The sequence below is a fragment of the Arcobacter arenosus genome (assembly GCF_005771535.1).
GTDB classification, from domain to species: Bacteria; Campylobacterota; Campylobacteria; order Campylobacterales; family Arcobacteraceae; genus Halarcobacter; species Halarcobacter arenosus.
The window spans coordinates 453,743-478,569 of sequence record NZ_VANU01000002.1; the positions used below are offsets into that span (position 1 = coordinate 453,743).

25 protein-coding genes are annotated in these 24,827 nt (G+C 28.7%); 11 read left to right on the top strand and 14 right to left on the bottom strand.

The window, feature by feature from the left end; all coding sequences use genetic code 11:
• Positions 1 to 19: 19 nt before the first annotated feature.
• Entirely contained in the window at positions 20 to 520 is a 501-nt protein-coding gene (locus FDK22_RS06770; protein ID WP_138152146.1) for a nucleoside 2-deoxyribosyltransferase, read from the bottom strand.
• Between the two features lie 13 nt (positions 521 to 533).
• Positions 534 to 875 (bottom strand): nucleotide pyrophosphohydrolase, encoded by a 342-nt coding sequence (locus tag FDK22_RS06775; RefSeq protein WP_228711645.1) that lies wholly within the window; start codon positions 873 to 875, stop codon positions 534 to 536.
• Positions 876 to 940: 65 nt separating this feature from the next.
• Between FDK22_RS06775 and FDK22_RS06780 the strand changes: the two genes are divergently transcribed.
• The gene (locus FDK22_RS06780) at positions 941 to 1,942 is read left to right on the top strand and encodes a tRNA pseudouridine(13) synthase TruD (protein ID WP_138152148.1); all 1,002 of its coding nucleotides are present in this window, start codon (positions 941 to 943) and stop codon (positions 1,940 to 1,942) included.
• A 44-nt stretch (positions 1,943 to 1,986) separates the two neighbouring features.
• Positions 1,987 to 2,580, top strand: a complete 594-nt coding sequence (locus tag FDK22_RS06785) for a PIN domain-containing protein (protein WP_138152149.1) — start codon at positions 1,987 to 1,989, stop codon at positions 2,578 to 2,580.
• Positions 2,581 to 2,613: 33 nt separating this feature from the next.
• On the opposite strand, the gene FDK22_RS06790 is transcribed toward FDK22_RS06785, so the two are convergent.
• From FDK22_RS06790 to FDK22_RS06835, 10 genes are all read right to left on the bottom strand, one after another.
• Complete coding sequence (locus FDK22_RS06790) at positions 2,614 to 3,630, bottom strand: thioredoxin family protein (RefSeq protein ID WP_138152150.1); 1,017 nt, start codon at positions 3,628 to 3,630, stop codon at positions 2,614 to 2,616.
• Positions 3,631 to 3,800: 170 nt separating this feature from the next.
• A complete protein-coding gene (locus FDK22_RS06795) occupies positions 3,801 to 4,826 on the bottom strand; it encodes a cytochrome-c peroxidase (RefSeq protein WP_138152151.1) in 1,026 nt (341 codons plus the stop codon).
• Positions 4,827 to 4,915: 89 nt separating this feature from the next.
• Complete coding sequence (locus FDK22_RS06800) at positions 4,916 to 6,346, bottom strand: sensor histidine kinase (protein WP_212744990.1); 1,431 nt, start codon at positions 6,344 to 6,346, stop codon at positions 4,916 to 4,918.
• Positions 6,347 to 6,411: 65 nt separating this feature from the next.
• Positions 6,412 to 7,359, bottom strand: coding sequence for a cytochrome-c peroxidase (locus FDK22_RS06805; RefSeq protein WP_138152153.1), 948 nt, complete (start codon positions 7,357 to 7,359; stop codon positions 6,412 to 6,414).
• Between the two features lie 2 nt (positions 7,360 to 7,361).
• Entirely contained in the window at positions 7,362 to 8,036 is a 675-nt protein-coding gene (locus tag FDK22_RS06810; RefSeq protein WP_138152154.1) for a response regulator transcription factor, read from the bottom strand.
• A gap of 147 nt (positions 8,037 to 8,183) precedes the next feature.
• Positions 8,184 to 8,495: a nitrite reductase small subunit NirD gene (gene nirD / locus FDK22_RS06815; RefSeq protein WP_138152155.1), complete on the bottom strand. Its 312-nt coding sequence runs from the start codon at positions 8,493 to 8,495 to the stop codon at positions 8,184 to 8,186.
• A complete protein-coding gene (gene nirB, locus FDK22_RS06820) occupies positions 8,492 to 10,957 on the bottom strand; it encodes a nitrite reductase large subunit NirB (protein ID WP_138152156.1) in 2,466 nt (821 codons plus the stop codon). The genes nirD and nirB overlap by 4 nt, the downstream gene beginning before the upstream one ends.
• Before the next feature lie 169 nt (positions 10,958 to 11,126).
• On the bottom strand, positions 11,127 to 12,851 hold the full coding sequence (locus FDK22_RS06825; RefSeq protein WP_138152157.1) for a bifunctional protein-serine/threonine kinase/phosphatase: 1,725 nt from the start codon (positions 12,849 to 12,851) through the stop codon (positions 11,127 to 11,129).
• 51 nt (positions 12,852 to 12,902) lie between these two features.
• Positions 12,903 to 13,343: a cyanase gene (gene cynS, locus FDK22_RS06830; RefSeq protein ID WP_138152158.1), complete on the bottom strand. Its 441-nt coding sequence runs from the start codon at positions 13,341 to 13,343 to the stop codon at positions 12,903 to 12,905.
• Positions 13,344 to 13,438: 95 nt separating this feature from the next.
• Positions 13,439 to 14,281 carry a formate/nitrite transporter family protein gene (locus FDK22_RS06835; RefSeq protein WP_138152159.1) on the bottom strand — a complete coding sequence of 281 codons (843 nt, stop codon included), beginning with the start codon at positions 14,279 to 14,281 and terminating at the stop codon, positions 13,439 to 13,441.
• A gap of 212 nt (positions 14,282 to 14,493) precedes the next feature.
• Here FDK22_RS06835 and FDK22_RS06840 point away from each other — a divergent pair, with 212 nt between their 5' ends.
• The 6 genes from FDK22_RS06840 to FDK22_RS06860 all read left to right on the top strand — a co-directional run bounded on the left by FDK22_RS06840 (position 14,494) and on the right by FDK22_RS06860 (position 18,897).
• Positions 14,494 to 15,984 carry an ATP-binding protein gene (locus FDK22_RS06840; protein ID WP_138152160.1) on the top strand — a complete coding sequence of 497 codons (1,491 nt, stop codon included), beginning with the start codon at positions 14,494 to 14,496 and terminating at the stop codon, positions 15,982 to 15,984.
• The gene (locus tag FDK22_RS06845; RefSeq protein ID WP_138152161.1) at positions 15,968 to 16,648 is read left to right on the top strand and encodes a response regulator transcription factor; all 681 of its coding nucleotides are present in this window, start codon (positions 15,968 to 15,970) and stop codon (positions 16,646 to 16,648) included. The genes FDK22_RS06840 and FDK22_RS06845 overlap by 17 nt, the downstream gene beginning before the upstream one ends.
• Positions 16,649 to 16,923: 275 nt before the next feature.
• On the top strand, positions 16,924 to 17,334 hold the full coding sequence (locus tag FDK22_RS06850) for a DUF2000 family protein (protein ID WP_129088391.1): 411 nt from the start codon (positions 16,924 to 16,926) through the stop codon (positions 17,332 to 17,334).
• Positions 17,335 to 17,349: 15 nt separating this feature from the next.
• Positions 17,350 to 17,505, top strand: coding sequence for a hypothetical protein (locus tag FDK22_RS15715; RefSeq protein WP_171012934.1), 156 nt, complete (start codon positions 17,350 to 17,352; stop codon positions 17,503 to 17,505).
• 20 nt (positions 17,506 to 17,525) lie between these two features.
• The gene (locus FDK22_RS06855; protein ID WP_138152162.1) at positions 17,526 to 18,116 is read left to right on the top strand and encodes a LysE family translocator; all 591 of its coding nucleotides are present in this window, start codon (positions 17,526 to 17,528) and stop codon (positions 18,114 to 18,116) included.
• A gap of 4 nt (positions 18,117 to 18,120) precedes the next feature.
• Complete coding sequence (locus FDK22_RS06860; protein WP_138152163.1) at positions 18,121 to 18,897, top strand: AraC family transcriptional regulator; 777 nt, start codon at positions 18,121 to 18,123, stop codon at positions 18,895 to 18,897.
• Between the two features lie 270 nt (positions 18,898 to 19,167).
• Here FDK22_RS06860 and FDK22_RS06865 read toward each other — a convergent pair whose 3' ends face one another.
• Positions 19,168 to 19,410, bottom strand: coding sequence for a hypothetical protein (locus FDK22_RS06865; protein WP_138152164.1), 243 nt, complete (start codon positions 19,408 to 19,410; stop codon positions 19,168 to 19,170).
• Positions 19,411 to 19,561: 151 nt separating this feature from the next.
• Here FDK22_RS06865 and FDK22_RS06870 point away from each other — a divergent pair, with 151 nt between their 5' ends.
• Positions 19,562 to 20,242 (top strand): metallophosphoesterase, encoded by a 681-nt coding sequence (locus tag FDK22_RS06870; RefSeq protein WP_138152165.1) that lies wholly within the window; start codon positions 19,562 to 19,564, stop codon positions 20,240 to 20,242.
• Between the two features lie 18 nt (positions 20,243 to 20,260).
• Here FDK22_RS06870 and FDK22_RS06875 read toward each other — a convergent pair whose 3' ends face one another.
• Positions 20,261 to 22,249, bottom strand: a complete 1,989-nt coding sequence (locus FDK22_RS06875) for a molybdopterin oxidoreductase family protein (protein WP_138152166.1) — start codon at positions 22,247 to 22,249, stop codon at positions 20,261 to 20,263.
• A gap of 181 nt (positions 22,250 to 22,430) precedes the next feature.
• On the opposite strand from FDK22_RS06875, the gene FDK22_RS06880 reads away from it, so the two are divergent.
• Entirely contained in the window at positions 22,431 to 23,810 is a 1,380-nt protein-coding gene (locus FDK22_RS06880; protein ID WP_138152167.1) for a CmpA/NrtA family ABC transporter substrate-binding protein, read from the top strand.
• 125 nt (positions 23,811 to 23,935) lie between these two features.
• A complete protein-coding gene (gene ntrB / locus FDK22_RS06885) occupies positions 23,936 to 24,745 on the top strand; it encodes a nitrate ABC transporter permease (RefSeq protein ID WP_138152168.1) in 810 nt (269 codons plus the stop codon).
• Positions 24,746 to 24,827 lie beyond the last annotated feature (82 nt).

Genomic DNA, 24,827 nt, shown 5'->3' on the forward strand with positions numbered 1-24,827 from the left:
CCCCTTGTTTATAATTAAACTAATTATATCTAATTTTATTTAAAACATCTTCTAAATCTCCATGAAAAATCTTAGAAATCGAACAAGAAAGCATAAGGTTTAAGGGGTAATTAAAGTCCTCAATGATTCTTCCATCTTTATCATAGTATGTATTGTTTTCAAGTACTTTTTCTTCTTCTTTAAATTGATCTATATAGTTTTTCCCTCTAGATAAATAGCCATAAACCTCTTTACCTAATGCATAGGCATAACCACATTCCCAAACTGTACCACTATCGCACTCTTTTCCTCTAAAAGAGTCTAAGTTTGCAATTACAATATCGCACTCATCAATCATTTTTTTATTTGCCAAAAAAATATCTTGTGCAATTTTTTGTTTCTCTTGATTGAAATTAACTACATTGTCAAGGGGGTATAATCCTTCATATCCATATTTTTCACACAACTTAACATAGTGTTTCCCAAGTTCAATTGAGTTTTTTTCAAAAACATCTGGACCAGCTAAATATATTTTCTTCATCTTATTTTCACTTTTACTTTTTTTTACCATATTCTATTTTTTCTCCATTTTCATCAAAAAGTGGATATTTTTTTTCATTTAATTTCATTTTTTCTAATATTGCTTCTTCTAAATCTATATTTAAATCCATACAAATTCTAATTAAGTAAATAGCAATATCTGCAATCTCTTGTTTTGCGTGTTCTTTTTTCTTTTCATCTAAAGATGAGGCTTGTTCTAAAGTAAGCCATTGAAATATTTCTAGAAGTTCTGAAGCTTCAACACTAAGTGCCATTGAAAGGTTTTTTGGGTTATGAAATTTATCCCAATCTCTCTGCTGTGAGAATTTTTTGATAACACCTTCTATCTTTTCCATATCCATTTTAAAGCCTTTGAAATAGTATGATTGTATAATAGCGAAAATTGAACTAAAGAAAAATGATGACAAAAAGAGAATTTACCCAAACACATAAAGCAATTGATTTTAAATTTTATCAAAATGAAGATGACTTTAAAGTTTTAGAAAAGCCAATTAGGTTTACAAATCGTGGCAATTTTATTATTATGAAAATTAAAAAGAGAAATCTTGGAACTTGGGATTTATTAGATTCTTTGGCAAAAGGATTAAAGGTTTATGAAAGTGAGTTGGGTTATGCAGGTTTAAAAGATAAAAATGCAACTACAACTCAATATATCTCAATTCCTAGAAAGTATGTTAAAGATTTAAAAAAATTTAAACATCCAAAAATTGAAATTTTAGAGACTTTTTTACATAGTACTAAACTAAATATAGGAGATTTAGTCTCAAATTCATTTGAGATTAATTTACATGAAGTCAAGGAAGAGGATGTTTACAAAATTGAAAAGTTATTAAAGCAAATAAGTAAAATCGGTATGCCTAATTATTTTGGTTATCAAAGATTTGGCTTTGATGGAGATGAAAATCTTGATAAAGCAAGAAAATATATTTATGAAGACTTGATTATTAAAGATAAAAAAATCTCTAAGATGTTAGTTGCTCAATACCAAAGTGATTTTTTTAATAAATGGCTTGTTCAAAGATTAAAATTATCAAAGGACGAGTTTAAACTATTATCTGGGGATGTATTTAGAGTTTATAAAACTGATAAGTTTTTTACACCTAAAAATTTAACTGATGTTATTATAGAAGATTTTAAAAATAAAAAAATAGTTCCAACTGGTTTACTTCCAGGACGACAAGCTTTTCGAGCTATTGGTGAAGCAAGAAAAATTGAAGAAAATTTTGATGATACGTATATTCAAGAAAAAGGTTTTAGGCGAGATGCAATCGTTTATCCAACAGATATAAGTGTTAAATTTGATAATGAAACTTCAAAGTGTAAAGTTAAATTTACACTTCCTAAAGCTTCTTATGCAACTGTTTTAATAGAAAATATAGCAAATAGAAATCTAAGAGTTTAATAATTTTTTTACTATAATATGAATCATTATAAAAAAGAGGTTATATGAGTACTAGAATTAATTATATATTTGTAGATTATGAAAATGTACAGCCTACTTCTTTTAATTTACCAGAAGAATATCTTTTTAAGGTATTTATTTTTATTGGAGCGAATCAATCTAAAATCCCTATTGAATTAGTAACCTCAATTCAAAAGCTTGGTTTGAATGCTGAATATATTCCTATTGAAGGGAGTGGAAAAAATGCATTAGATTTTCACATAACTTGTTATATTGGAAAGCTTTGGGAGAAGGATCCTGATGGATTTTTTCATATAATTTCAAAAGATACAGGTTTTGATTTGTTAATTAAATATCTAAAAAAACAGAAGGTATTAATAAATAGATATCCCCAAGTAAATGATATCCCTGCTTTAAAAAAATTTGGAAATAAAAATGAACAAGTTGAAAGTATTGTTGATTATCTTGTTAAAAGAGGTAACGCAAAACCTAGAAAAATTGAAACTTTAGCCAATACAATAAATTCGATATTTATGAGAACTTTGAAAAAAGAAGAGGTTGATAAATTTATTAATATATTAGTAAATAAAAAATATATAAAAATAGAAGATAGTAAAGTTGTTTACACGTTAAAATAAAATTCAAAGGAAATAATTTCCTTTGAATTAAAATTAGATTTTATCAGATAAGTCAATATTAATCCCTGCATTAATTAATTCTTGTTGTCTAGGACCTAAATAATCTAAAAACGTTGGATATTCTTTATAGTATTCACCACTTACATATCTAAATAGCTCTTTAAAGTGGAAACTAAATAAAAGTGCATCAATTCTAGCTATCTCTTTTTTATCATCAAAAAGTAAAATTCCCGGTCTATAATCTAAAGAAATCTGTTTTGCCCAATCATATGGTGTTGTAGTTGTACCATCTGGAGTTATAATTTTTTCTTTTGATGTTGCATCAAATCTAATAACTGTAAATTTACCCATCTCTTCTTGTACATCTTTATTTTTGAAAGTTGTGTTATACATATAATCACATTGAGTACAGCTTCCATCTTCAAAAATAACAGCTAAAGGGGAATCTATTTTTGATAAATCACTTATATCTTTATACATAGAATTATCTTTTAAAGTATAAAAAGTTTTATTTTTAACTTTTTCTAAATAAGTTGTTAATTCCATATTTTTGTATTCTTTATTTTTTACATAATCAAGTATAAGTTTAAAGTTTGGTTCTGACCTATATCCATTTACTCTAACAACTTGTTCATTATTTTGGTTTAGAAAAATAATTGTTGGTGTATACATAACTTTTAAGTAATCAGCATACTCTTTTTCAGTCATACTTTGTTCTTCATTTAAAGCTAGTTCTCTACTACCTTTAATATTAATCCCAATTACATCAAAATTGTTTTGGATATATTCTTGGTTTTTTGCTCCCTCTTTGAAGTTATCATCAAGCATTTTTGTACAATATGGACAAAAATCAAGACTTAAAAATAAAATCACATGCTTATCTTCTTCCTTAGCTTCTTCAATATCTTCCCCAATATTTAAGAAACTTTCTTTGAACCAACTTGGCCACTCATGGTAAGAACCACCTGTAACTTTCCCTTTTTCATTTGCGTTTAGATTAGTTAAGAACATTGAAGCAATAAAGATTAAAGCTAATAGTTTTTTTAACATTTCCCCATCTCCCTTTTTTAGTTTATAAGGAAAATATTAGATTAACTCTACTTAAAAAGAATGATAAAAAATATTTATAAAACTTATATAAGTATAGTTTAAAATTAGTAGTCTCTTTTTGTATCAATTTTTCAAAAAGAAGAGTCTATTAGTTAGACTCTTCTTAGTTTTTAGTTCATATCTGGTTTTGGAGTTTTTTCAGTTATAACTGGTAACTGTGGATATGAGATTTCAGGTTTTTTACCTGTTAAAGATTTTAAGAATGTAACAATTTGAGAAGTCTCTTTATCTGTTAGTTTCATTCCTAATTGAATATCACCCATAAGTTTAACAGCTTGACCTAATGACCAAACATTACCATTATGGAAATATGGAGCAGTCTCTTCAATGTTTCTTAGAGTTGGAGTTTTAACCATTCCATCTTTTGTTCCTGTAAATCCACCAACATTTAAGTCATATTTTGAAGCATCAAATGGCATCATTGTTCCACCTAAACCAATATCATTATGACAGCTTGCACAACCTTTATCGATGAATACTTTTAGGCCAGTTTTCTCTTCTTTTGTTAATGCAGAAGTTTTACCATGCATAAAGGCATCAAATCTTGATGGAGTGATTAATGTTCTTTCAAAAACTGCAATTGTATCTGTGATTAATTCAAAAGTGATTTTTACATCTGGACCATATGCTTTTTTGAATTCTGCAACATAATCTGGCATTGAAGTAACTCTATCAAGTACTAATCCTTTAGGTGCTGCCATTTCAGGACCTGCTTGAACTGGTCCTTGAGCTTGTGCTTCTAGGTGTGGATCTCTACCATCCCAAAATTGTGCTTTGTTTAATACTGAGTTATAAACAGTAGGTGAGTTTAAGTGAGCAGGGTTTGGAGTCCATTTATGTCCAATTGCTGCTCCTACTCCATCAACACCACCCATTGCTAGGTTGTGACATGTGTTACATGAAATAATTCCAGACTTAGAAAGTCTTGGATCAAAGTATAGTTTTTTACCAAGTTCAACCTTACAATCAGTAATAGGGTTTTTTGGATTATCAACAAGTTTTAGAACTTCTAACTTTGATTGTGGAATTGGTTTTAGTCCAGCTTTTTTAGCTTGGTCTAATAAATCAGTGTCCCCCGCACCAAAAACACTTGAGCATGCGAAAACAACAGATGCCAAAATTATAGATTTTTTCATTTCTTTCTCCTCTTTGAAATATAATTACAATTTTAAAGAAAAAAAATGTGGAAATTCTGGGAAAATAAAAATAAGCTAAAAAATTTATTCTATTTTTTAAATTTGATAATAAACAAAGCACCAGATTTTGTATTTGTTGCTTCTAGTTTACCATCACTTTTTTCAATTATGATTTTTGACATATAAAGACCAATACCCAAACCTTTGTCTTTAGTAGTGAAATATGGCTCAAAAATCTTTTGAAGAAGTTCATTTTTTATTCCCCCTGCATTATCTCCAATCTCTATTTTGATTTCATTTTTTGAAACTTGAGTTTTAATTATGATTTTTGGATTTTTTGTTTTTCTTTTTAAAAACTCATCCTTTGCATTGTTTAGAATATTAAAAATAACTTGTAAAAATTCCCCTCGATAAGCTTTTATTTCTATAGTTTTATTTAAATTAGTTTCAATCTCAATTTCATGGTGAGTAAAACTATCTTTTAATAAATTTATTACTTCATTTACAGAAGAACTTAGGTTGAAAATCTCTTTATTATTGGTATTTCTAAAAAAATCTCTAAAATCATCAATTGTATTTGATAAATATTTTATTTGTGCATTTGCCATTGTGGTTTTTTTATCAAAATATTCAGGAGTTAACATCTTTTTTTCATAGGCAGTTTTTAAATTCATTAAAAGAAATGAAAGATGTGTTAATGGTTGTCTCCATTGGTGTGCAATATTACCTATCATCTCACCCATTGATGCAAGTTTACTTTGGTATGTTAAGTTTTGTAGTTGTTTTTGCGAAGCTATTAGTTTTCTATAAAATAGCGTAAAAAGAGAGAGGAAGAGGGCAACCAAAACAAAAAGAATATTTAATGATAAATATACACTATTTTGTGCAAATTCTCTTTGTTTTAATAAAGATTCTTTCGCATCTCTTAATAATATATCAATATTACTATTTATTGCAATATTTTGATACTTCAACTGAAAATTTATACTCTCTTGTAAGGCTTTTACTTTTTGGATAAAATTTTTAATAAAAATATTATCTATATCAAACTCTAAATCATAATATTTGATAATATCTTTATCATAAACCCCATTATTCTCTAAACTTTCAAGAATATCAATTCTAATATTATTAAGTTTATCATTTAGCTCTTGATCTAATTGTTCTAATTCTTTATACGACCTATCTACAATAATTGATATTATTCTTTTATTTGCTGCTTTTCTGGCTTTAAATCTTTCTAGCCAGATAACTTTTTCATTAAATTGAATTAATAATTCATCTAAAATTTTTATATATTGATTTTTGAACTTTGTAGAAACTGCATCGGTCTTTAATTTTTCCAATGAGTTTAAACTATAATTTATATCTTCATTTAAAATATCAAAATTGTTAATTTCGCTATTTCCTTTGATATAGTTGTTTAGTTTATTGTTCAAAGCAGTAATGATATTTATTTGGTCATTATGATTAAAGAAAATTTGAGTGTTTTTTTTATGAACTATAATTATATAAATCATAAATAAAAAAACTACTAGTAAGGTTACTAAAACTATATAAATATTGTTTTTTATTAGATATTGTTTCATTGAATAATAGTGACTTTACCATTTAAAGATTTTAAAAACTCTTCAATTAAAAAAATCTCTTCATCTGTTAAATCTAATCCTAGCTGGGCTTTTGCAATAGAGCCAATTGCTTCTTTTAATGTTTTAACTCTTCCATCGTGCAAATAAGGTGCTGTTAATGCTACATTTCTTAGAGTTGGTACTTTGAAATAGTATTTGTCAAAATCATTTTTTGTTACGTTATAAAGACCAAAATGGGGATTATCATTTTCATAAATTTTATTTTCTAAATTATCAGTGATACTATTATCAATCAAACCAAAACGCGCATATAATCCTCCTCCAAGATTAATACCATTGTGACAAGAAACACATCCTTTTTTTTGAAAAAGTTCATAACCTTTTTTTTGATTTGGTGTTAGTGCATTTTCATCACCTCTTAGATAGTCATCAAATGCACTAGGGGTTACTAAAGTTTTTTGAAACTCTTCAAGGGCATCGCCAATATTCTCTTTTGTAATTCCATTTTTATAAATTTCATTAAAGGCTTTATTGTATGAAGTGTCCTTTTCTAAAGCCTTGATGATATTATCAAAACTATTTCCCATCTCCTTTGGATTTGTAAGAGGAAATTGAATTTGGTGAGCTAAATCTTTTGCTCTACCATCCCACATTTGTCTAAAGTTATAAATAGCATTTAAAACAGTTGGTGTGTTTACATCACCCTCTTGTCCCTCGACACCATATGAGTACTGTAAATTATCAACACCTCCACGTTCTAGGTTGTGACAACTTGCACAAGAAACAGAATTGTCTTTTGATAAAACTGTATCAAAATAAAGTTTTTTCCCTAATAAGGCTTTTTGTTTGTTAAATTTAATCTCTTTAGGTATTGGAGTTATATGTTGTGAACCATATAAATTTAATATGATTAGATTTAAAATGATAATTAAATTTTTTAACATATTCATTTTCCCAAATTAACTTGATAACCAATACCAGAGATATTTTTAATACTCTCTTTTGTAGTTTTTTTTCTAATCTCCCTAACAATAGAACGTAGGGCATCTTCACTCATATATCCATCCCATACATAGTTACTAAATTCATCATATTTTACTGCACGATTTGAGTTTTTGATTAGAAGTTCTAAAAATAGAAGTTCTTTTTTTGTTAAAGGGATTTGTTCTTGATTGCAAAAAAGTGTGTGGTTTAATATATCAAAGGCAAAGCCGCCGAAAATATTAAACACTGATTGTTCTTTTACAACATCTTCGGTACATTTTTCCAAAACTTGAAGTAAGGTATCTTCCATTATAGGTTTAACTAAATATTTTACTAAACCTAACTCAATTGCATCCATTAAATATGAAGTTTCTAAATGTGCAGTTGCAACTATGATTTTAGTTAGTTTATCATGTTGTCTAATTTTTTTAATCATCTCTATACCATTTAATTTTGGCATTTTTATATCTGTAATAATGATATCTGGTTTATGCTCTTGGTATTTTTTTAAACCATCATTTCCATCACAAGCTTCATAAACATTTTCGCAATAAAAAGAAAGGTATTCCACTGCATCTTCTCTAATAAGCTTTTCATCATCAATATAGAGTATTTTTAAATTTTTAAGGATTTCCATAAATGTAACTTCTTAGTAATAAATTAATATATAAAACCAATTTCTGATTGTGACATTTTATTTATGAAAATACTCTTAGATGATAAAAATTATTAAATGATAAGGAATTTATTTTATAAAAAATAAACTCCTTAATTGTTAGGTTTGTTAAGGGATTTGTATATAGATTTGTTGATTTTCAATTTTTGTTTCATATGTTTTTGAACATTCATAATCTTCACCAATGGCAGAACCATTTTCTAAATTGATATCAGTATTATGCAGGGGGCATGTTACTATATGCTCATGAACTAAACCATCATTTAATTTACCTTGTTTATGTGGACAAATATTGTTTATAGCAAAAATCTCACCATCTTTTGTTTTAAAAATAGCAAGTTCTAATTTTCCAAATTCTATTACTCTTGCACCCATCTCTGGGATATTATCTACTTCAGTTATTTTATACCAATTACTCATGCCTCTACTCCTTTTGCTTCAAAACTATGTGAATCCTCTGGGCTAATTACAATTTTGTCAAATTCTTTTGTAAATCCATCTTCGATTGCTTTTTTCCATGGGTCAACTTGTGCTGATTTTTGTGACTCATCAAAACGGCTCGCCCAATATTTTCTTTTTTCTTCATCTAAGATTTCATCTTTGATATATTGTAAACCAACTCTTTCAATCCAATGGGCAGTTCTTTCTAAATAGTAAGCATCTTCCCTATAAAATTGCATAAATGCTTTTGTGTATTCAAATACTTCCTCTTCTGTTTCAACTTTACATAAAAGGTCTGTTACTCGCACTTTTATACCACCATTTCCAGCAATATGTAGTTCCCATCCTGAATCAACTCCAATTACACCAAAGTCTTTGATTGTTGCTTCTGCACAGTTTCTTGGACATCCTGATACAGCGATTTTATATTTGTGTGGAGTCCATGAACCCCAAGTAAGTTTCTCTAACTTAACACCCATACCCATAGAATCTTGTGTACCAAATCTACAATATGTATTTCCAACACATGTTTTAACAGTTCTAAGACCCTTTGCATAAGCTTGACCTGATACAAATCCACAATCATTTAAGTCTTTCCACATAGGTGCTAATTGCTCCTTTGTTACACCAAACATATCAAGTCTTTGACCACCAGTAAATTTGATAGTTGGAACTTCATATTTAACAGCAATATCAGCGATATCTTTTAACTCTTTTGGAGTTGTTAATCCACCCCAAATTCTTGGAACTACAGAGTAGGTACCATCTTTTTGAATATTTGCGAAGTTTCTGTCATTTACAAGTGCAGATCTTTTATCATTCATATACTTATCATCATTGTATTTAGCTAATAAGTAGTAGTTAACTGCTGGTCTACATTTTGCACAACCATCTTCTGTCTTCCATTGTGCTTTTTTAAATACATCGTAAACTGTATCAAACTCACCATTATCAATGATTTTTTTGATTTCTCCATGACCTTTATCTGTACAAGAACAAATTCCCTCAGGTGCAGAATTATACTCATCACCTAAAGTATTTACTAAAATTTGCTCAACTAAACCAACACAAGATCCACATGAAGCCCCAGCTTTAGTACATGATTTTACATCCCCAAGAGATTTTAAATCTTTATCTTTTATGGCATTTACAATATCACCTTTACAAATACCATTACATCCACAAACCTCTTCGTCATCACTCATAGCATTGACATCATCTCCACCATGACCAGAATCACCAAGTGCAGATTTACCAAATAAAATTTTTGTTCTTAAGTCACTTATATCTGTATGCTCTTTTAATAGTTTTAAATACCATGATGCATCAGCTGTATCTCCATAAAGTACAATACCAATAATTTTATTATCATAGATAACAAGTTTTTTATAAACTCCAACTTTTTCATCAAGTAAAATTAATTCTTCAGTTGTTTCATCACCTAAATAATCCCCTGCAGAAAATAAATCAACACCAGAAATTTTAAGTCTAGTTGATAGTGTTGAGCCACTATAACCATGAACTTCTACACCAGCTAATTTTTTAGCTAAAACCTTTCCTTGTTCATAAAGAGGAGCAACTAATCCATAAGTGTTTCCATTGTGTTCAACACATTCTCCAACAGCATAGATTGAATCATCTGAAGTTTTTAGAAAATCATCTACTAAGATACCTTTTTTAGTTTCTAATCCAGCATCAATTGCTAGGTCTTTGTTTGGGATAATCCCTGTAGCAAATACTATAAGATTTGAATCTACAATTGTTCCATCACTAAAAGTTACTTTTTCAACTTTTTCACTTCCTAAAATCTGTTCAACTGTAGTATTTAATTTAAACTCTATTCCATAGCTTTCTAAGTTTTTTTGTAAAAGTCTTCCACCAGTAGAGTCTAATTGTTGAGATAAAATTGAACCTGACCTATGCACTAAGACAGTCTTAACTCCATGCATAGCAATACCATAAGCTGCTTCAAGACCAAGTAATCCTCCCCCAACAACAACAGCAGTTTTTTCTTTGTTTATTGTAGACATGATAGTGTCAACATCAGCTTTGTTTCTAAAGGCAATTACATTTCCTAAATCACTTCCTTGTGTTGTAGGAATAAAAGGTTTTGACCCCGTAGCTATTAAAAGTTTGTCATATGAAATCTCTAAGCCAGATTCAGATTTTACTTTTTTATTCTTTTTATCAATAGAAACTACCTTATCCCCTTTATGTAAAGCAATATGGTTTTGTTCATACCATGAACGATGATTAATAATAGTATCTTCAAATGTTTTTTCGCCAGATAAGATATATGAAAGCATAATTCTATTGTAGTTTACATATGGCTCTTCACCAAAAATTGTAATCTCATATTTATCGTTTGTATATTCATATAAATCTTCAATTACACGAAGACCACTCATGCCATTTCCAATGACTACTAATTTCTCTTTCATAGTTTTTTTCCTTTATTTCTTGTTATTTTATTATTGCAAATTTTGATAATTTTAAATACAAAATACTGTATATAAAACATACTAATAAACTTAAAAATTAATTAAAAATAAGTATTTAGCTAAAATAAATCTTATTTTTCTTGCTTTAATGCTTAAAAATACATTAAAATTATGAAAGTAAAAGTATACAAACTAAAACAAAAAGTATTAGTGTACTACTTTGCCAAAATATTAATGGATTTCTTTGTATTAAAGCAGGCTTTGTTTTCCTTAAAAAATTCTCATTTGGATTATATAAATCATAAATAAATTCAGAAATTTGAGAATATCTTTTTGATGGCTCAATCTCACACGCTTTTTTAATAGCTTCATCAACCCATATAGGGATATTTTTTTTATCTTCATCATAAATTGATTTATATTTTAATTTTCGTTGAAGAGATTTTGTATTTGATTTTGAAACATTAACTCCATATGGAAAAGAGCCCGACAACAATTGATAAGTAATTATCCCAAGTGAAAAAATATCTGATTTTGTAGTCCCTTCAAATCCTAAAAAATATTCAGGGGCAGAATACATAGCTGTCCCTTGAATATGAAATTGTTCTGTTAATGTAGAAATATCACATAAACCTGCAACTTTAGTTGCTCCAAAATCTATAATTTTAACTAGACCAGTATCATCTATCATTATATTTTCAGGACGTATATCTTGATGAATCATCTCTAATCTATGAAATGCATATAATCCTTTTGCAATTTGTTCAATTATATCTCTCACTTTTTCTAGTTTTGGGTTTGGGTTATCAATTATCCATTGAGTTAAAGTTTGTCCTTCAATAAACTCTGTTACATTGTAAACATAGTTTTGTTTTCTTGTTTGTATAAATGATTTAACTACGTGGGGATTATTGATTTTTTTGGCAATCCAATCTTCTAATAAAAATCTTTCTAGATAAGCTTTGTTATCTTGTAGTTCAGTTGATGGAATTTTCAAAACAAGTTTTTTTGAAGTTTTGATATTTTTAACAACATAGGTGTGACTTCTACTACTTGATGTTAAGTTTCTTAAAACTAAAAACCCATCAAACTCTTGTCTTGCTTCAAGTAAAGAGGGAACTTTTTTTTCTTCTAGTTGTTCAGTAATCTCTTTAATTTGTTTATCTGGAAGATTTGTGATTTTAATTATTTGAATAGTTAAGTTATCATCACTACCATTTTCAAGTGCTTTTTCAACTAAAACTCTTGCAGCAGTGTCATAATGTCCATCAAAAATATTTAAAGTATCTTTTATGGTTTTAAAATCTAAAAATTCATAAATACCATCGCTTGCTAAAATAAATATATCATCTTTTTCAACGGCTGTATGTTCATAATCAATAGTAAGTTGGGAATCTAATCCCATAGCTCTACTTAAATAACTCTCTTGACTTGATACCCATATTCTGTGGTCAGTTGTTAGTAACTCTTCTTTGTTGTTTCTAATTCTATAAATTCGTGAATCACCAATATGAAATATATGTGCAGTATTTGATTTAATAACTATTGAACTTAAAGTACAAACATACCCTTTGTCTTTGTCATAGGAATTGATACTTTTTTTAGATTGGGAAAAAAGCCATGAGTTTGTGGCGCTTAAAACTCTCATGGCTGATTTTTTTACAGACCAAGTCTGTGAGGTACAATAGTAATCTTCTAAAAAGGAGTTTACGGAAATTTGACTAGCTATATCACTAACATTACTTGAACTAATTCCATCAGCAAGGGCAATTGCAATACCTTTATATTTTAGTTGGTGTTCATTTGGTACACAAATACCGTGAAAGTCTTGGTTTACTTCTTTCACACCTTTTGATGAGTATTGTCCATAGTTTATTTGTAATATATTTTTCATACTATTAAACCTTAAGGAAGAACAAAAAATGTTCTTCGTTAAAGATTATTTTTACCAAGATTTATATGGTAAAAATTTCCCATTCATAGTTATAACTACTCTATCGCCAGCTGGATTTTTTTCTTTATCAATGTCCATTGAAAAATCAATTGCACTCATAATTCCATCACCAAATTTTTCACCTATAAGTTCTTTTATAGTATCCCCATAAACTCCAATTACTTCATAAAACCTATAAACAACTGGGTCTGTAGGAATTGATTTTTCCCAAGTTTTATATGGAAATTCAATTAAAGCTTTTTCTACATCTTTCCCTAGTTTTAAAACTTTACAAAGTTTTTTTGCAGGCTCTTTTGTTAAACTGTTTTGTCCTAAACAAGCGGAAGTTAAAAATACAGAACCTAATCCAACTTTTTTAGAAATCTCTTCCCATGAAAGTCCTAACTCTTTTTTTGCAACTATAATTTGTTCGGTCATTTCAATTTTTGTCATTTTCATCCTTTTTGCTTTTAGATTATAAAAACATTGGTATCAATACTTTTAAAATCCAAAAGAGCGAAGGTTTAACCTTCACCTTTTGTTTTTAATTATGCAGCTTTTTTATCATAAGAAGCAGTCACACCTAAATCTCTTTTTGCCCCTGTTTTAACATGAGTAGCATAAATCATTAGGCCAACAAATACTAAACCACCAACTAAGTTACCTAATGCAACTGGAAGTTCATTCCATAATAAGTAATCAGCGATTGTAAAGTCTCCACCCATGATTAAAGAGAATGGGAATAAAAACATATTAACAATTGAGTGCTCAAATCCCATAAAGAAGAACAACATAACTGGCATCCACATTGCAAGCCATTTACCTGAAACTGAAGTTGAAATCATAGCTCCAACAACACCCATAGATACCATCCAGTTACATAACATACCTCTAATGAATACTGTAATCCATCCATCAACACCATGTGCTGAGTATCCTAAAGTTCTAGATTCACCGATAGTAGCAACTTTTGCAGCTATAGCTCCACCGTCTGTATTAAAACCCATAGTAAAGATAAATGCCATCATACAAGCAACTGTAAAGGCTCCACCAAAGTTACCTAAAGCAACTAATCCCCAGTTTCTTAACATTTGACCAACTGTAACCCCTGGTCTTTTGTCAATTAAAGCTAAAGGTACTAAAGTAAATACACCAGTTAAAAGGTCAAATTTCATTAAGTAAAGCATAATGAAACCAACAGGGAATAAACAAGCTCCTAAAATTGGAGAACCTGATTTCATTGCAACTGTAATTGCAAATACCGCTGCTAAACCTAAAATAGCACCAGCCATGTAAGCTCTAATAAGAGTATCCTTTGTTGACATGAAGACTTTTTCTTCACCCGCATCTACCATTTTGGTAGCAAACTCAGATGGGTTAATATACGACATCCAAACTCCTTTTTAATATTTATTTTTAAGATGTGGTATTAAATCAAATAAAGTGAGGAAAAAAATAGGATTTTTAAATTTTTGTGTATAAATTATATACATATATAGAAAAAATCAATTGTACAGAATAGATACAATTATGAAAAACTAAGGAAATTAAAATAAGACGGTCAATTGTATATTTGTTTGTATTTTTTATACTATCTTTGTTTTTGTTAATTGGTAGTACTATAAAAGACTCATATAAAGTCCAAGAAGATTTATTAGTTGAAAGTTTACGAAGTAAAGCAGAGGCTATCTTTAATCTTATTGTTGATATGCGACATTGGAATGCCCAATTTAATGGTGTATATGTAAAAACAGAAGAGTTACAGCCAAATCCATATTTGAATCCAAATTTCATCAAATCAGAAAAGGGTGAGACAATGGTTTGGGTAAATCCTGCCTTTATGACAAGGATGATTTCTGATATTGCAAGTACAAGGGAAGGTTTTACTCTTAAAATCACTAGTAATAAGCTTATAAATAAACACAATGCTCCAGATGAGTACGAGAAATCTGTCTTAGATAGATTTGATGAAAATCCAGAAATACCTTATTATTGGAATATAAAAGGGGATACTTTTAGATTTGTAGGGGCTTTAAAAACTGAGCCTGATTGTTTAAACTGTCACTCTTTTCAAGGTTATAAAGTAGGTGATGTAAGGGGTGGTATTAGTGTTACCTTTGATGCAAAAAAAGAGTTTTCTCAACTTGAAGAGATAAATAAAGATAAAGAGCAAACAATAATGTTTCTTATAATAGCTGCCATTGGTTCAATTATTACATTAATACTTTATCAAACTATGCAAAGAAGAGATGAAAGAAAAATTTCAAATCTAAACGAATCATTAGAGATAAAAGTAAAAGAGTTAGATGAGTTTAATAAAACACTTCATAAAAAAGTAAAAATAGAGGTTGATAAACAAAGAGAAAAAGAAAACTTATTAATTCAGCAATCAAAAATGGCAGCAATGGGTGAGATGATTGGAAATATTGCCCACCAGTGGAGACAGCCTATTTCAGCAGTTAGTGCTATTATGATGAATATAAAATGGACTGCAATAGAACAAGGTGCTGATAAAAACTTCCTTGATGAAAGAATGAAAGAAGCAAATGAACAGTTAAAGTATATGAGTCAAACAATAGATGATTTTAGAACATTTTTTAAACCAGATAGAGAAAAAGAGTGCTTTAACTTAAAAGATGAGGTGCAAAAAGCATATAAAATATTGCAAGCATCTTTAGAAAATCAAAATATAAATTTACAAATTTATTGTAAAAAGGTGATTACAGTTTATGGATACTCAAATGAGTTTTCTCAAGTAGTATTGAACTTAATTTCAAACGCTAAAGATGTATTAATAGAAAGGGAAATTCAAAATCCAAAAATTAAGATATATTTAGATGAAGATGAAAAAAATATCTACTGTGAAGTAAAAGATAATGGTGGAGGAATAGATGAAAAAATTATTGATAAAATTTTTGAACCATATTTTACAACTAAAGAGGGACATGGAACAGGTATTGGTTTATATATCTCAAAAGAGATTATTCATAAACATATGAAAGGTTTACTAATCGCACAAAATATAGAAGAGGGTGCAAACTTTAAGATATCAATTCCTAAAACAAAGGATATGTGTAATGCAAATATTGAGTAGATTAAAAGAAAAAACAATACTTTTAGTGGAAGATGAAGATATTATTAGAAATAATATTGCATCGATGTTGAAACATTTTTTTAAAGAAGTTTATACGGCAAGTGATGGTTATGAAGGTGTCGATAAATATGAAGATTATCTTCCTAATATAGTTATGACAGATTTAAAAATGCCTATTATGGGTGGATTTGAATTAATAGAAGAGTTAAAAAAACGTTCAAGTAAAGCTTACACAATAATAGTATCAGCCCATACAGATACAGAACTTTTAATAGAAGCGATTAATAATGGAGTTGATAGATATATAATAAAACCAGTAACAGAAGATGAACTATTTGAAGCTTTTGAAGCATATTTTAAAAAGCTTGATGAAACAACGCCTAAAGTAGTTGATTTAAATGAAACCACTAAAATAGACATTGATAAACACTTAGCAATAATTAATGGTGTAGAGGTAAAACTAAATAAAAAAGAGAATCAACTTTTAACACTTCTTTGTGTTGATATGAATAAAGCAGTTTCATATGAAGAGATAGAGTATCAAATCTGGGGAAGTGATTCTATGAGTTTATCTGCTATAAGAAGTGTGGTTAGAGACCTGCGAAAAAAAATAGGAAGTGAGTTTGTTGTAAATGTTTCAGGAATTGGGTATAGGTTGAGGTGAATTTATCTAATTAAATTGGGGTTTTAAAGTTCCAAATATTACAGGTTGTTGAACTTTTATATATTATAGACATCAGTTATTCATAAGTTGATGGTTTTAGATGGGTTGGCATATCAACTAATACTTTATTACTATATAGCTCTTATTTTTAGGGTTTATTATATATCAATGTACTCAAATGACCTTTTAAAAATATATCTACATAACTTTCAAAATGCAATAATGTACTATTCAAAAAATAGGCAACTAAGTATAATTCCAAAAAAGGAGTACAAATGGAATTTCAAACTAAAGTAGCAATAGTAGTTGCTGAAGACTTACAAAGTTGGCAAAAATTAAATGTAGTCTCTTTTTTAACTTCTGGAATTGTGGGGCAATCTCCACAAATAATTGGAGAAATATATATAGACAAATCAGGAAAAGAATATTCTCCTTTAAGTATTCAACCAACGATAATATTAAAAACTTCTAGAGAAAAGTTACAGACTATTCTTCAACGTGCAAAATCTAAAGAAATTACAGTTGCATTATATATCGAAGATATGTTTGCCACTGGTCACGACTCTGCCAATAGGGAAACAGTTCGTGCTTATAAAACAGAAAATCTTCCTGTGGTTGGAATTGGTATAAGAGCAGAAAAAAAGATTGTTGATAAAGTGACTAGAGGTGCGAAACTACATGAATAGTAAAAGGAGTCAGTTATGAGATTTATAAAACTAATGCTATTAATTTTATTTTCTTTAATAGTAATAAAAAGTTTAAGTGCAGGAAGTAGTAACCAAGCTGATAAGGGAGCTAACTCTACTTTAACAAATAGCAGTAAAGAAATATTCTTTAAATTACATTGTAATATGTAATAGCAAAAAAAGGAAAAAACATGAATATATTATCATTTTTAATCTACTGTATTATCATCACATTTGCCCCAGGCCCTACTCATATAGTTACTTTGTCAACTGTTCAAAACTATGGAGTAAAAAGAGCAGTTAGTTTTTGTTATGGAGCATCTATTGCTTTTGCAATTATTTTAGTATTGTCTGTTATTTTAAACTCTTTATTGGCTTCATTTACACCAAAAGCTATGCTTGTAATGGAAATAATTGGGGCAAGCTATATTTTATATTTAGCATATCAAATTTATAATATGGATAATTCATTAAATGAGAAAAAAAATTTTGGCACTTTTAAATCTGGATTTTTAATGCAGTTTATAAATCCAAAAGTGATTCTTTTTTGCATAACAGTTTTTCCAAGTTTTATTATGCCTTATTATAGCTCTTTATCTGAGTTACTTATTTTTACTATTGTTGTTGCAAGTATAGGTTCAATGTCATTCTTTTTCTGGGTAATCTTTGGAAGCTTATTAAAGTCATTTTTGATAAAGCATAAAAGAATTACAAATACATTATTATCCCTGTTTTTAGTATATTGTGCTATTATCATATCAGGAGTTACGGAGTTTAGCTAAAAATATGGATAAATTTATATATAAAAATAAATTAGATATTACTGTTTTATCTGCAAAAATGAGTAAATTCTCTTATAAAAAACATGCACATGAAGAATACACCTTAGGTGTTACTTTAAATGGTGTTCAACAATATAACTTAGAAGGAGTTTCTCAAACATCATATAAAAATGGTGTTATGCTTTTTAATCCAGAACAAGTACATGATGGAAATGCAGGGAACTACAAAGATGGATTAGATTATGTTATGCTTTATATTAAACCTGATTTATTTTTAGAAGCTTTAGAAAAAAAAGATATAGTCACTTTTTCTAAACCTATTATTTATGAAGATAAATTGAAAAATGATATATTAAACCTTTCTTATTCAATATTAAACAATAAAGACATCACTTTATGTAATGAACTATATTTAAACTTGATGAGTAATTTTACTTCAAAAGACTTCTCTTTAGAATATACAAAAGAAACAGAATTTATAAAAAAAGCAAAAGAAATTATTTACTATAATCTTGATGAAGTTCTAGATATTGATGAAATATCTAAAGAATTAAATATTTCAAAATTCCAATTTATTAGGATTTTTAAAGCAAATACAGGAATAACTCCTTATCAATATTTTTTAAACTGTAAAATAATCCATGCAAAAAAATATTTGGATACAACAAAAGATTTATATGGAACTGTAGTTGAGTTTGGATTTACTGACCTTTCCCATTTAAATAGGCATTTTAAAAGAGTTTATGGTGTTACAGCGTATGAATATATATCAAAGAGTTAAAATAAAGAAATAACAATTAATACCACAAAAAAATCTGAGTAATCTTATCAACAACCCCTTATATTTGGAGCACAAAATACTAAAATCAATTTTCCTTGTTCCACAAAGTGTTCAAAAAATGAAAAATACAAATTCTCACATTTCTTTAAGAGATTTTGAACATAGAGTGTAGACCTTTTTTGTAATATTTTAGACCCAAACACACAAGAAGAATTAAATCACTAAATATCAAAGAAGAGCAAGATTTATTAGTGAGGTAAAAGTTATAAACTAACAAGTAGTTTGTGGCTTTTTACCATTTACTTTTAAAATTTTATCAAGTCTTATTTCAATTCCATTATCAAGTATCATAAACTCTTCTTTATTTAATGTCCTAAAATCAATGATAAAATCCTCAATTTCATTTTGAGAATCTCCATTTTGATATAAAATCTTTGATTTTATTTTTTTTACTGCTAAGGCTTCCAATTCATCATAAAAATAACAACTTATAGGTTTATATTTTTCATCCATATTTTAATCCTTTAAAAAGAAAATTATACCACGTATAATCATTTAATAGGTTACAAAAAACAATCATTGCTAAAAGATTGAAACTAACTAACTTCTTGAAGAGAATTACTACAAAAATTATGTTATTTTAAAAGAAAACAAAGGATTATTTATGGCATGGGTTATTGGTGATGTTCATGGTTGCATCAAGACTTTAAAAGCCTTATTAAATAAAATACCAAAAGATGACAAGGTTATATTTGTGGGTGATTTAATGGATAGAGGTCCAAACTCAAAGGAAGTTATTCAATTAATAAAAGAAAACAATTATGATTGTGTAAGGGGAAACCATGAAGTAGCTATGTGTGATGTTATATTAGATTTATTAGCAGATAACTCTTTGGTGAAAAGTTCGTATTGGGTGAATACATGGGGCGGCATGGAGACTTTAAAAAGTTATGGAAATTGCACAAAAGAAGAAGTTATATTTGATGTACAGTGGCTTGAAAGTTTACCCTATTATATAGAATATAAAGATATTAAAAACAAAGATGGAAGATATTTAGTAGTTAGTCATTCAAGTATTGGTGATGTTTGGGAAATGAGAAACCTAGATAAAGATAGTTTTGAGTATCAAGATTTTATTGCCCAGATCACAAATAATAGAATTAATCATCCAAAAGATATAAAAGAGATTTACAATATCCATGGGCATACACCACACAAAGAGGCTTTGATAACAGATTATTATGCCGATGCAGATACGGGAGCTTGTTATGAAAAACTAGGAAACTTAACTGCAATTGAGTTTCCAAGCTTAAGAATAATTAGTCAAGAAAATATTGATAAATAAAAATGCTAAAGTAGAAAATTAAACCTTTTCTACTTTTACTGCACTATGGTTATAATCAGGTTCAAATGATTCTTTATCACAAAGGTCATTTGTAAGATAGTTTATCTCTCTATTACTTACTGGAATAAATATACATTTTTCTCTTATATCTTTTGTAATTAAAGCCTTTGAAATAATTTCACCTCTTGTGGAACTAATTTTAATCTCTTCTCCATCAACTATTCCTAATTCCATTGCATCAATTGGATTTATTTCACAAAAGTTTAGTTCCTTATATTTTAATAAAGTTTTTGGAAGATTGGTTTTTGTACCACTATGCCATTGGTCTCTAGTTCGTCCTGTTAAAAGAGTAAATGGGTACTTTAATGATGTTTTTTCACTAAGTAGTTTATTTTCAACAAAAAATAGGTTTGCTTTTTTATCAGGTGTTAAGAACTCTTTTTTAGCAATGATATCTTCTCCCCAAATAAATGGTTTGGCATTTATATCATCATAATTAGCTTCATGAATATTCATATGATCACTTAATTTTGTCATCTCTTGATACTCTTCAAAAATCTCTTTAGGGGTGTTATAATTAAATGTATGACCAAATCCTAAACCTTGTGCTAGTAATTGGAAAATCTCCCAATCAGGTTTACAATCAATTGAACTCCTTGTAAGTTTTTCTTGTTTTGTTATAGTTCTATCAAGATTTGTTTGAGTTCCCTCTTTTTCTCCCCATGGAGCAGCAGGTAGTCTTATGTGAGCAAATTTTGCAGTCTCTGAGTTTTCATAAGCATTAATCTCAACTACCATTGGAATTTTTTTAATTAATTGTTCCATTTTATTTCTATTTGGAAGATGGTATATTGGATCAGTATGACAAATTATCAAAATATCTAGATTAGCTTCAAGCATTTGTGTTGCAGTTAATCCAGGTTTATTATCTATTGTTTTTGTTCCCCAAAATTTTGAAACTTTTTCAATGGAATCTTTATCAAAACCAAAATGAACAGCAAGCATAGTTGATAATCCTCCAACTTCCCTTCCTCCCATTGCATTTGGCTGACCTGTTAGAGAAAAAGGCCCATTCCCCTCTTTAAATATTTTTCCTGTTAAAAGATGGGTATTGATTAGTGCTAGATTTTTATCAACACCTTGAACTGATTGATTTAATCCCATCGTCCAAGCAGTGATTATATTTTCACTATTTTTATAAATCTCCCAAAACTCATCAAATTCATCTTGGCTTAGACCTGTTCTTTTTAGCATCTTTGTAACAGGGACTCTTTTAAATTTGTTTTTTAATAATTCAAAATTGTTAACGTGTTTTTCAACAAACTCTTTATTTACTAGCTCTTCATCAATAATTCTTTTAGATAGTAAATTAAAAAAATCAATATCACTTCCAGGTTTTATTGCTAAGTGTAAATCCGCTAATTTAGCCGTATCAGTTTCCCTTGGATCAATAACAACTATTTGAAGCCCTTTTTTCTTTGCTTTTTTTATTCTATTATGAAATACAACATGAGCTTCTGCTGTGTTTGCTCCTGCTAATATTAAAAGGTTTGCTTTTTCAACATCTTTCATTCTAACTGGAACAAAATCTGCTCCAAAGGCTTTTTTGTGTGCAACAACAGCACTTGCCATACATGTTCTACTATTTGTATCAATATTATTAGTTCCAATAAACCCTTTTACTAGTTTATTAGCAATATAATAATCCTCCGTTAATAGTTGCCCGGATAGATAAAACCCTATTTTATTTTTGGGCGTTTGTTTCATCTTATTAACAATTGATTCAATTGCTTTTTCCCAACTGGTTATTTTGTAATCATTATTTATATCATTTCTTATATGGGGTCTTAGAAGTCTTGATGGTGTTTCTATACTAATTAATTCACTAACACCCTTTGAACAAAGTTTTCCTTCATTTACAGGATATGTAATATCTCCAACAAGTTTATTTGTATCAAATTCTAATCCACATCCAACACCACAATATCCACAAACTGATTTAATCATTATCTGCACCTTATAAATATATTATACATTCAATTTTCTATGGAGTTTATTATATAGTTTATTTTATGAAAAATTAAGATTTGATTGTATAAAAAATATACTTTTTTCTGCTGAATAATTGTTTATACTGTGTTAGAATTTTCACATCAAAACTAGATAAAGGTAAAATTAAGGAGAGTTCATGTTAAAACAGGTATTAAAAATTGGTTTAGGTGTTTCAGTTGTAGCTTCTACATTATTAGCAGCACCGGAGAAAACAAAATTAAAAATTGGTTTTATTGCACTTACTGACTGTGCACCATTAGTTATTGCAAAAGAGAAAGGTTTTTTCAAAGCAGAAGGGCTTGATGTTCATGTTGCAAAAGAGGGTGGTGGATGGCCAGGTATTCAGCAAAAAGTTATCAACGGAGAGTATGATTTTTCTCACGCTTTAGCTGGTATGCCAATTGCTGCAACTTTAGGAATCAATGGAAATGCTAACTTACAAGCACTTTTATCACTTGATTTTAACGGTAATGCAATTACTTATGGTAATGATATTATTGATAAAATGAAAGAGTATGGACTTGAAGAGACTAAAAGACCTGTTTCAGCTGAATCACTTAAAAAATATATCGATGCAAAAAGAGCAAAAGAAGGTGATAATTATCAACCACTTAACTTTGGTATGGTTCACCCAGTTTCTACACACAATTATGAATTGAGATATTGGATGGCTGGTTCTGGAATTAAACCAGATCAAGATTGTACAATTAAACCATTCCCACCACCAACAATGCCATCAAATTTAATTGCAGGTAATATTGAAGGTTACTGTGTAGGTGAGCCATGGAACTCAAGAATTGTACTTAAAGGTAAAGGTTCGGCACTTGTAACTAACTATGATATTTGGAACAATAACCCAGAAAAAGTTTTACAAGCAAGAGCTGATTTTGTTGAAAAATATCCAGAAACTACAAAAGCGGTTATGAGAGCAGTTATTAAAGCTCAAATGTGGTTAGATGAATCATGGGAAAACAGAGAAGAAGCTATTGGTTACTTAGCTCAGAAAAATTATGTAAAAGCTCCAAAAAATGTACTTAGAAAATCTATGTCAGGAACTTTCCTTTATAACAAAGGTGTAGATTCAGCAAACCCAATGTTTAACGTTTTTGCTAACTATTATGCATCTTATCCTTTTTATTCACACGGTATGTGGTTTATTACTCAAATGTATAGATGGGGACAACTTGATAAACCAGTTGATATGAAAGCAACTATTGAAAAAGTTTATAGACCTGATTTATTTGAAGAAGTTGCAAAAGAGGTTGGATATACATTACCACCAAGTGCTTGGAAAAAAGATGGTGTTGATGAATACAATAAGTTTATTGATGGAAAAGTTTGGGATCCAAATAAAGCTGTAGATTATATCTATGATTTTGAAGTTCAAAATTCTTTAGTATCAAAAGAAGATTTAGCAGCTGCAAATAAGTGGTCTGTTGAAACTAAACAACCTGCATATGTTTGTCCTTATGGACCAGCAGGATGTGCTGATGAAAAATATGTAACTAAAAAATAGTAATTAAAAAAGACAAAATCCCTTTAGGGGTCTTGTCTTTTATAATGCTTAGTCATCTCTTCTCCTACGCAATTTGTCAGGCTAAGCATTATAAAGGACAAGAGATTAATTAAGAAGGTAAATTTATGAATAAAGAATTGTATAAAAAGATATTTCTACCACTTGTAGTTTTAGTAATAATAATTCAAGTTTGGTCAACCCTTGCAAATGTAGTGGAAAATTTTCCAACACCAAGTGATACATATGTATATGCATTTGGTGGCGAAACATCAGATGGTGAAGAACCAGAAGGTGTATTTTCTGATCCATTTTATATAGAGAATCAAGATGACAAAGGTATTTTTTGGCAAATCTTAGCATCTTTAGAAAGAGTATTTAGTGGTTTTATTTTAGCAATTATTGTAGGTGTTCCAGTTGGTCTTGCTGTTGGAATGAGTAAATCATTTCAATATGCATTAGATCCATTTATTCAAATATTTAAACCAGTTTCACCATTAGCTTGGCTTCCATTATTGTTATTTGTATTTCAAGATATTGATGCAACAGCAATTTCAACAATATTTATTACATCAATATGGCCAATTATTATAAACACTGCACTTGGAGTTAAAAGTGTTAATCAAGACTATTTAAATGTAGCAAAGGTTTTACAATTTACACCTTTAGAAAAGGTTACAAAAATTATATTACCAGTAGCAGTTCCTTATATATTTACAGGTATGAGATTATCTTTAGGTATTGCTTGGTTAGTTATTGTTGCTGCTGAGATGTTAACAGGTGGAATTGGAATAGGTTTTTGGATTTGGGATGAATACAATAACTTAGCATATCATAATATTATTCTAGGGATTATCACAGTTGGTATAATCGGATTTATCCTTGATGTTATTATGGGGTTTATTGCAGATTTCTTTGATTATAGAAAAAAAATGTAAAAGCTTTATTTTTAAAGCACTTTAGATTTTGCTACTTTTAACAATTTTTTATAAATTGTGTTAAAAAGTAGAAAGAAAATGA

Bases quoted from the DNA above. Each gene is read 5' to 3' on its own strand.
- FDK22_RS06785 (WP_138152149.1), top strand. From the start codon at position 1,987: ATGAGTACTAGAATTAATTATATATTTGTAGATTATGAAAATGTACAG.
- nirD (WP_138152155.1), bottom strand. From the start codon at position 8,495: ATGAGTAATTGGTATAAAATAACTGAAGTAGATAATATCCCAGAGATG.
- FDK22_RS06825 (WP_138152157.1), bottom strand. From the start codon at position 12,851: ATGAAAAATATATTACAAATAAACTATGGACAATACTCATCAAAAGGT.
- FDK22_RS06880 (WP_138152167.1), top strand. From the start codon at position 22,431: ATGTTAAAACAGGTATTAAAAATTGGTTTAGGTGTTTCAGTTGTAGCT.
- cynS (WP_138152158.1), bottom strand. From the start codon at position 13,343: ATGACAAAAATTGAAATGACCGAACAAATTATAGTTGCAAAAAAAGAG.
- FDK22_RS06855 (WP_138152162.1), top strand. From the start codon at position 17,526: ATGAATATATTATCATTTTTAATCTACTGTATTATCATCACATTTGCC.
- FDK22_RS06810 (WP_138152154.1), bottom strand. From the start codon at position 8,036: ATGGAAATCCTTAAAAATTTAAAAATACTCTATATTGATGATGAAAAG.
- FDK22_RS06865 (WP_138152164.1), bottom strand. From the start codon at position 19,410: ATGGATGAAAAATATAAACCTATAAGTTGTTATTTTTATGATGAATTG.
- FDK22_RS06875 (WP_138152166.1), bottom strand. From the start codon at position 22,249: ATGATTAAATCAGTTTGTGGATATTGTGGTGTTGGATGTGGATTAGAA.
- FDK22_RS06850 (WP_129088391.1), top strand. From the start codon at position 16,924: ATGGAATTTCAAACTAAAGTAGCAATAGTAGTTGCTGAAGACTTACAA.
- FDK22_RS06790 (WP_138152150.1), bottom strand. From the start codon at position 3,630: ATGTTAAAAAAACTATTAGCTTTAATCTTTATTGCTTCAATGTTCTTA.
- FDK22_RS06770 (WP_138152146.1), bottom strand. From the start codon at position 520: ATGAAGAAAATATATTTAGCTGGTCCAGATGTTTTTGAAAAAAACTCA.
- FDK22_RS06860 (WP_138152163.1), top strand. From the start codon at position 18,121: ATGGATAAATTTATATATAAAAATAAATTAGATATTACTGTTTTATCT.
- FDK22_RS06780 (WP_138152148.1), top strand. From the start codon at position 941: ATGACAAAAAGAGAATTTACCCAAACACATAAAGCAATTGATTTTAAA.
- ntrB (WP_138152168.1), top strand. From the start codon at position 23,936: ATGAATAAAGAATTGTATAAAAAGATATTTCTACCACTTGTAGTTTTA.
- FDK22_RS06870 (WP_138152165.1), top strand. From the start codon at position 19,562: ATGGCATGGGTTATTGGTGATGTTCATGGTTGCATCAAGACTTTAAAA.
- FDK22_RS15715 (WP_171012934.1), top strand. From the start codon at position 17,350: ATGAGATTTATAAAACTAATGCTATTAATTTTATTTTCTTTAATAGTA.
- FDK22_RS06835 (WP_138152159.1), bottom strand. From the start codon at position 14,281: ATGTCGTATATTAACCCATCTGAGTTTGCTACCAAAATGGTAGATGCG.
- FDK22_RS06795 (WP_138152151.1), bottom strand. From the start codon at position 4,826: ATGAAAAAATCTATAATTTTGGCATCTGTTGTTTTCGCATGCTCAAGT.
- nirB (WP_138152156.1), bottom strand. From the start codon at position 10,957: ATGAAAGAGAAATTAGTAGTCATTGGAAATGGCATGAGTGGTCTTCGT.
- FDK22_RS06805 (WP_138152153.1), bottom strand. From the start codon at position 7,359: ATGTTAAAAAATTTAATTATCATTTTAAATCTAATCATATTAAATTTA.
- FDK22_RS06775 (WP_228711645.1), bottom strand. From the start codon at position 875: ATGGAAAAGATAGAAGGTGTTATCAAAAAATTCTCACAGCAGAGAGAT.
- FDK22_RS06800 (WP_212744990.1), bottom strand. From the start codon at position 6,346: ATGATTTATATAATTATAGTTCATAAAAAAAACACTCAAATTTTCTTT.
- FDK22_RS06845 (WP_138152161.1), top strand. From the start codon at position 15,968: ATGCAAATATTGAGTAGATTAAAAGAAAAAACAATACTTTTAGTGGAA.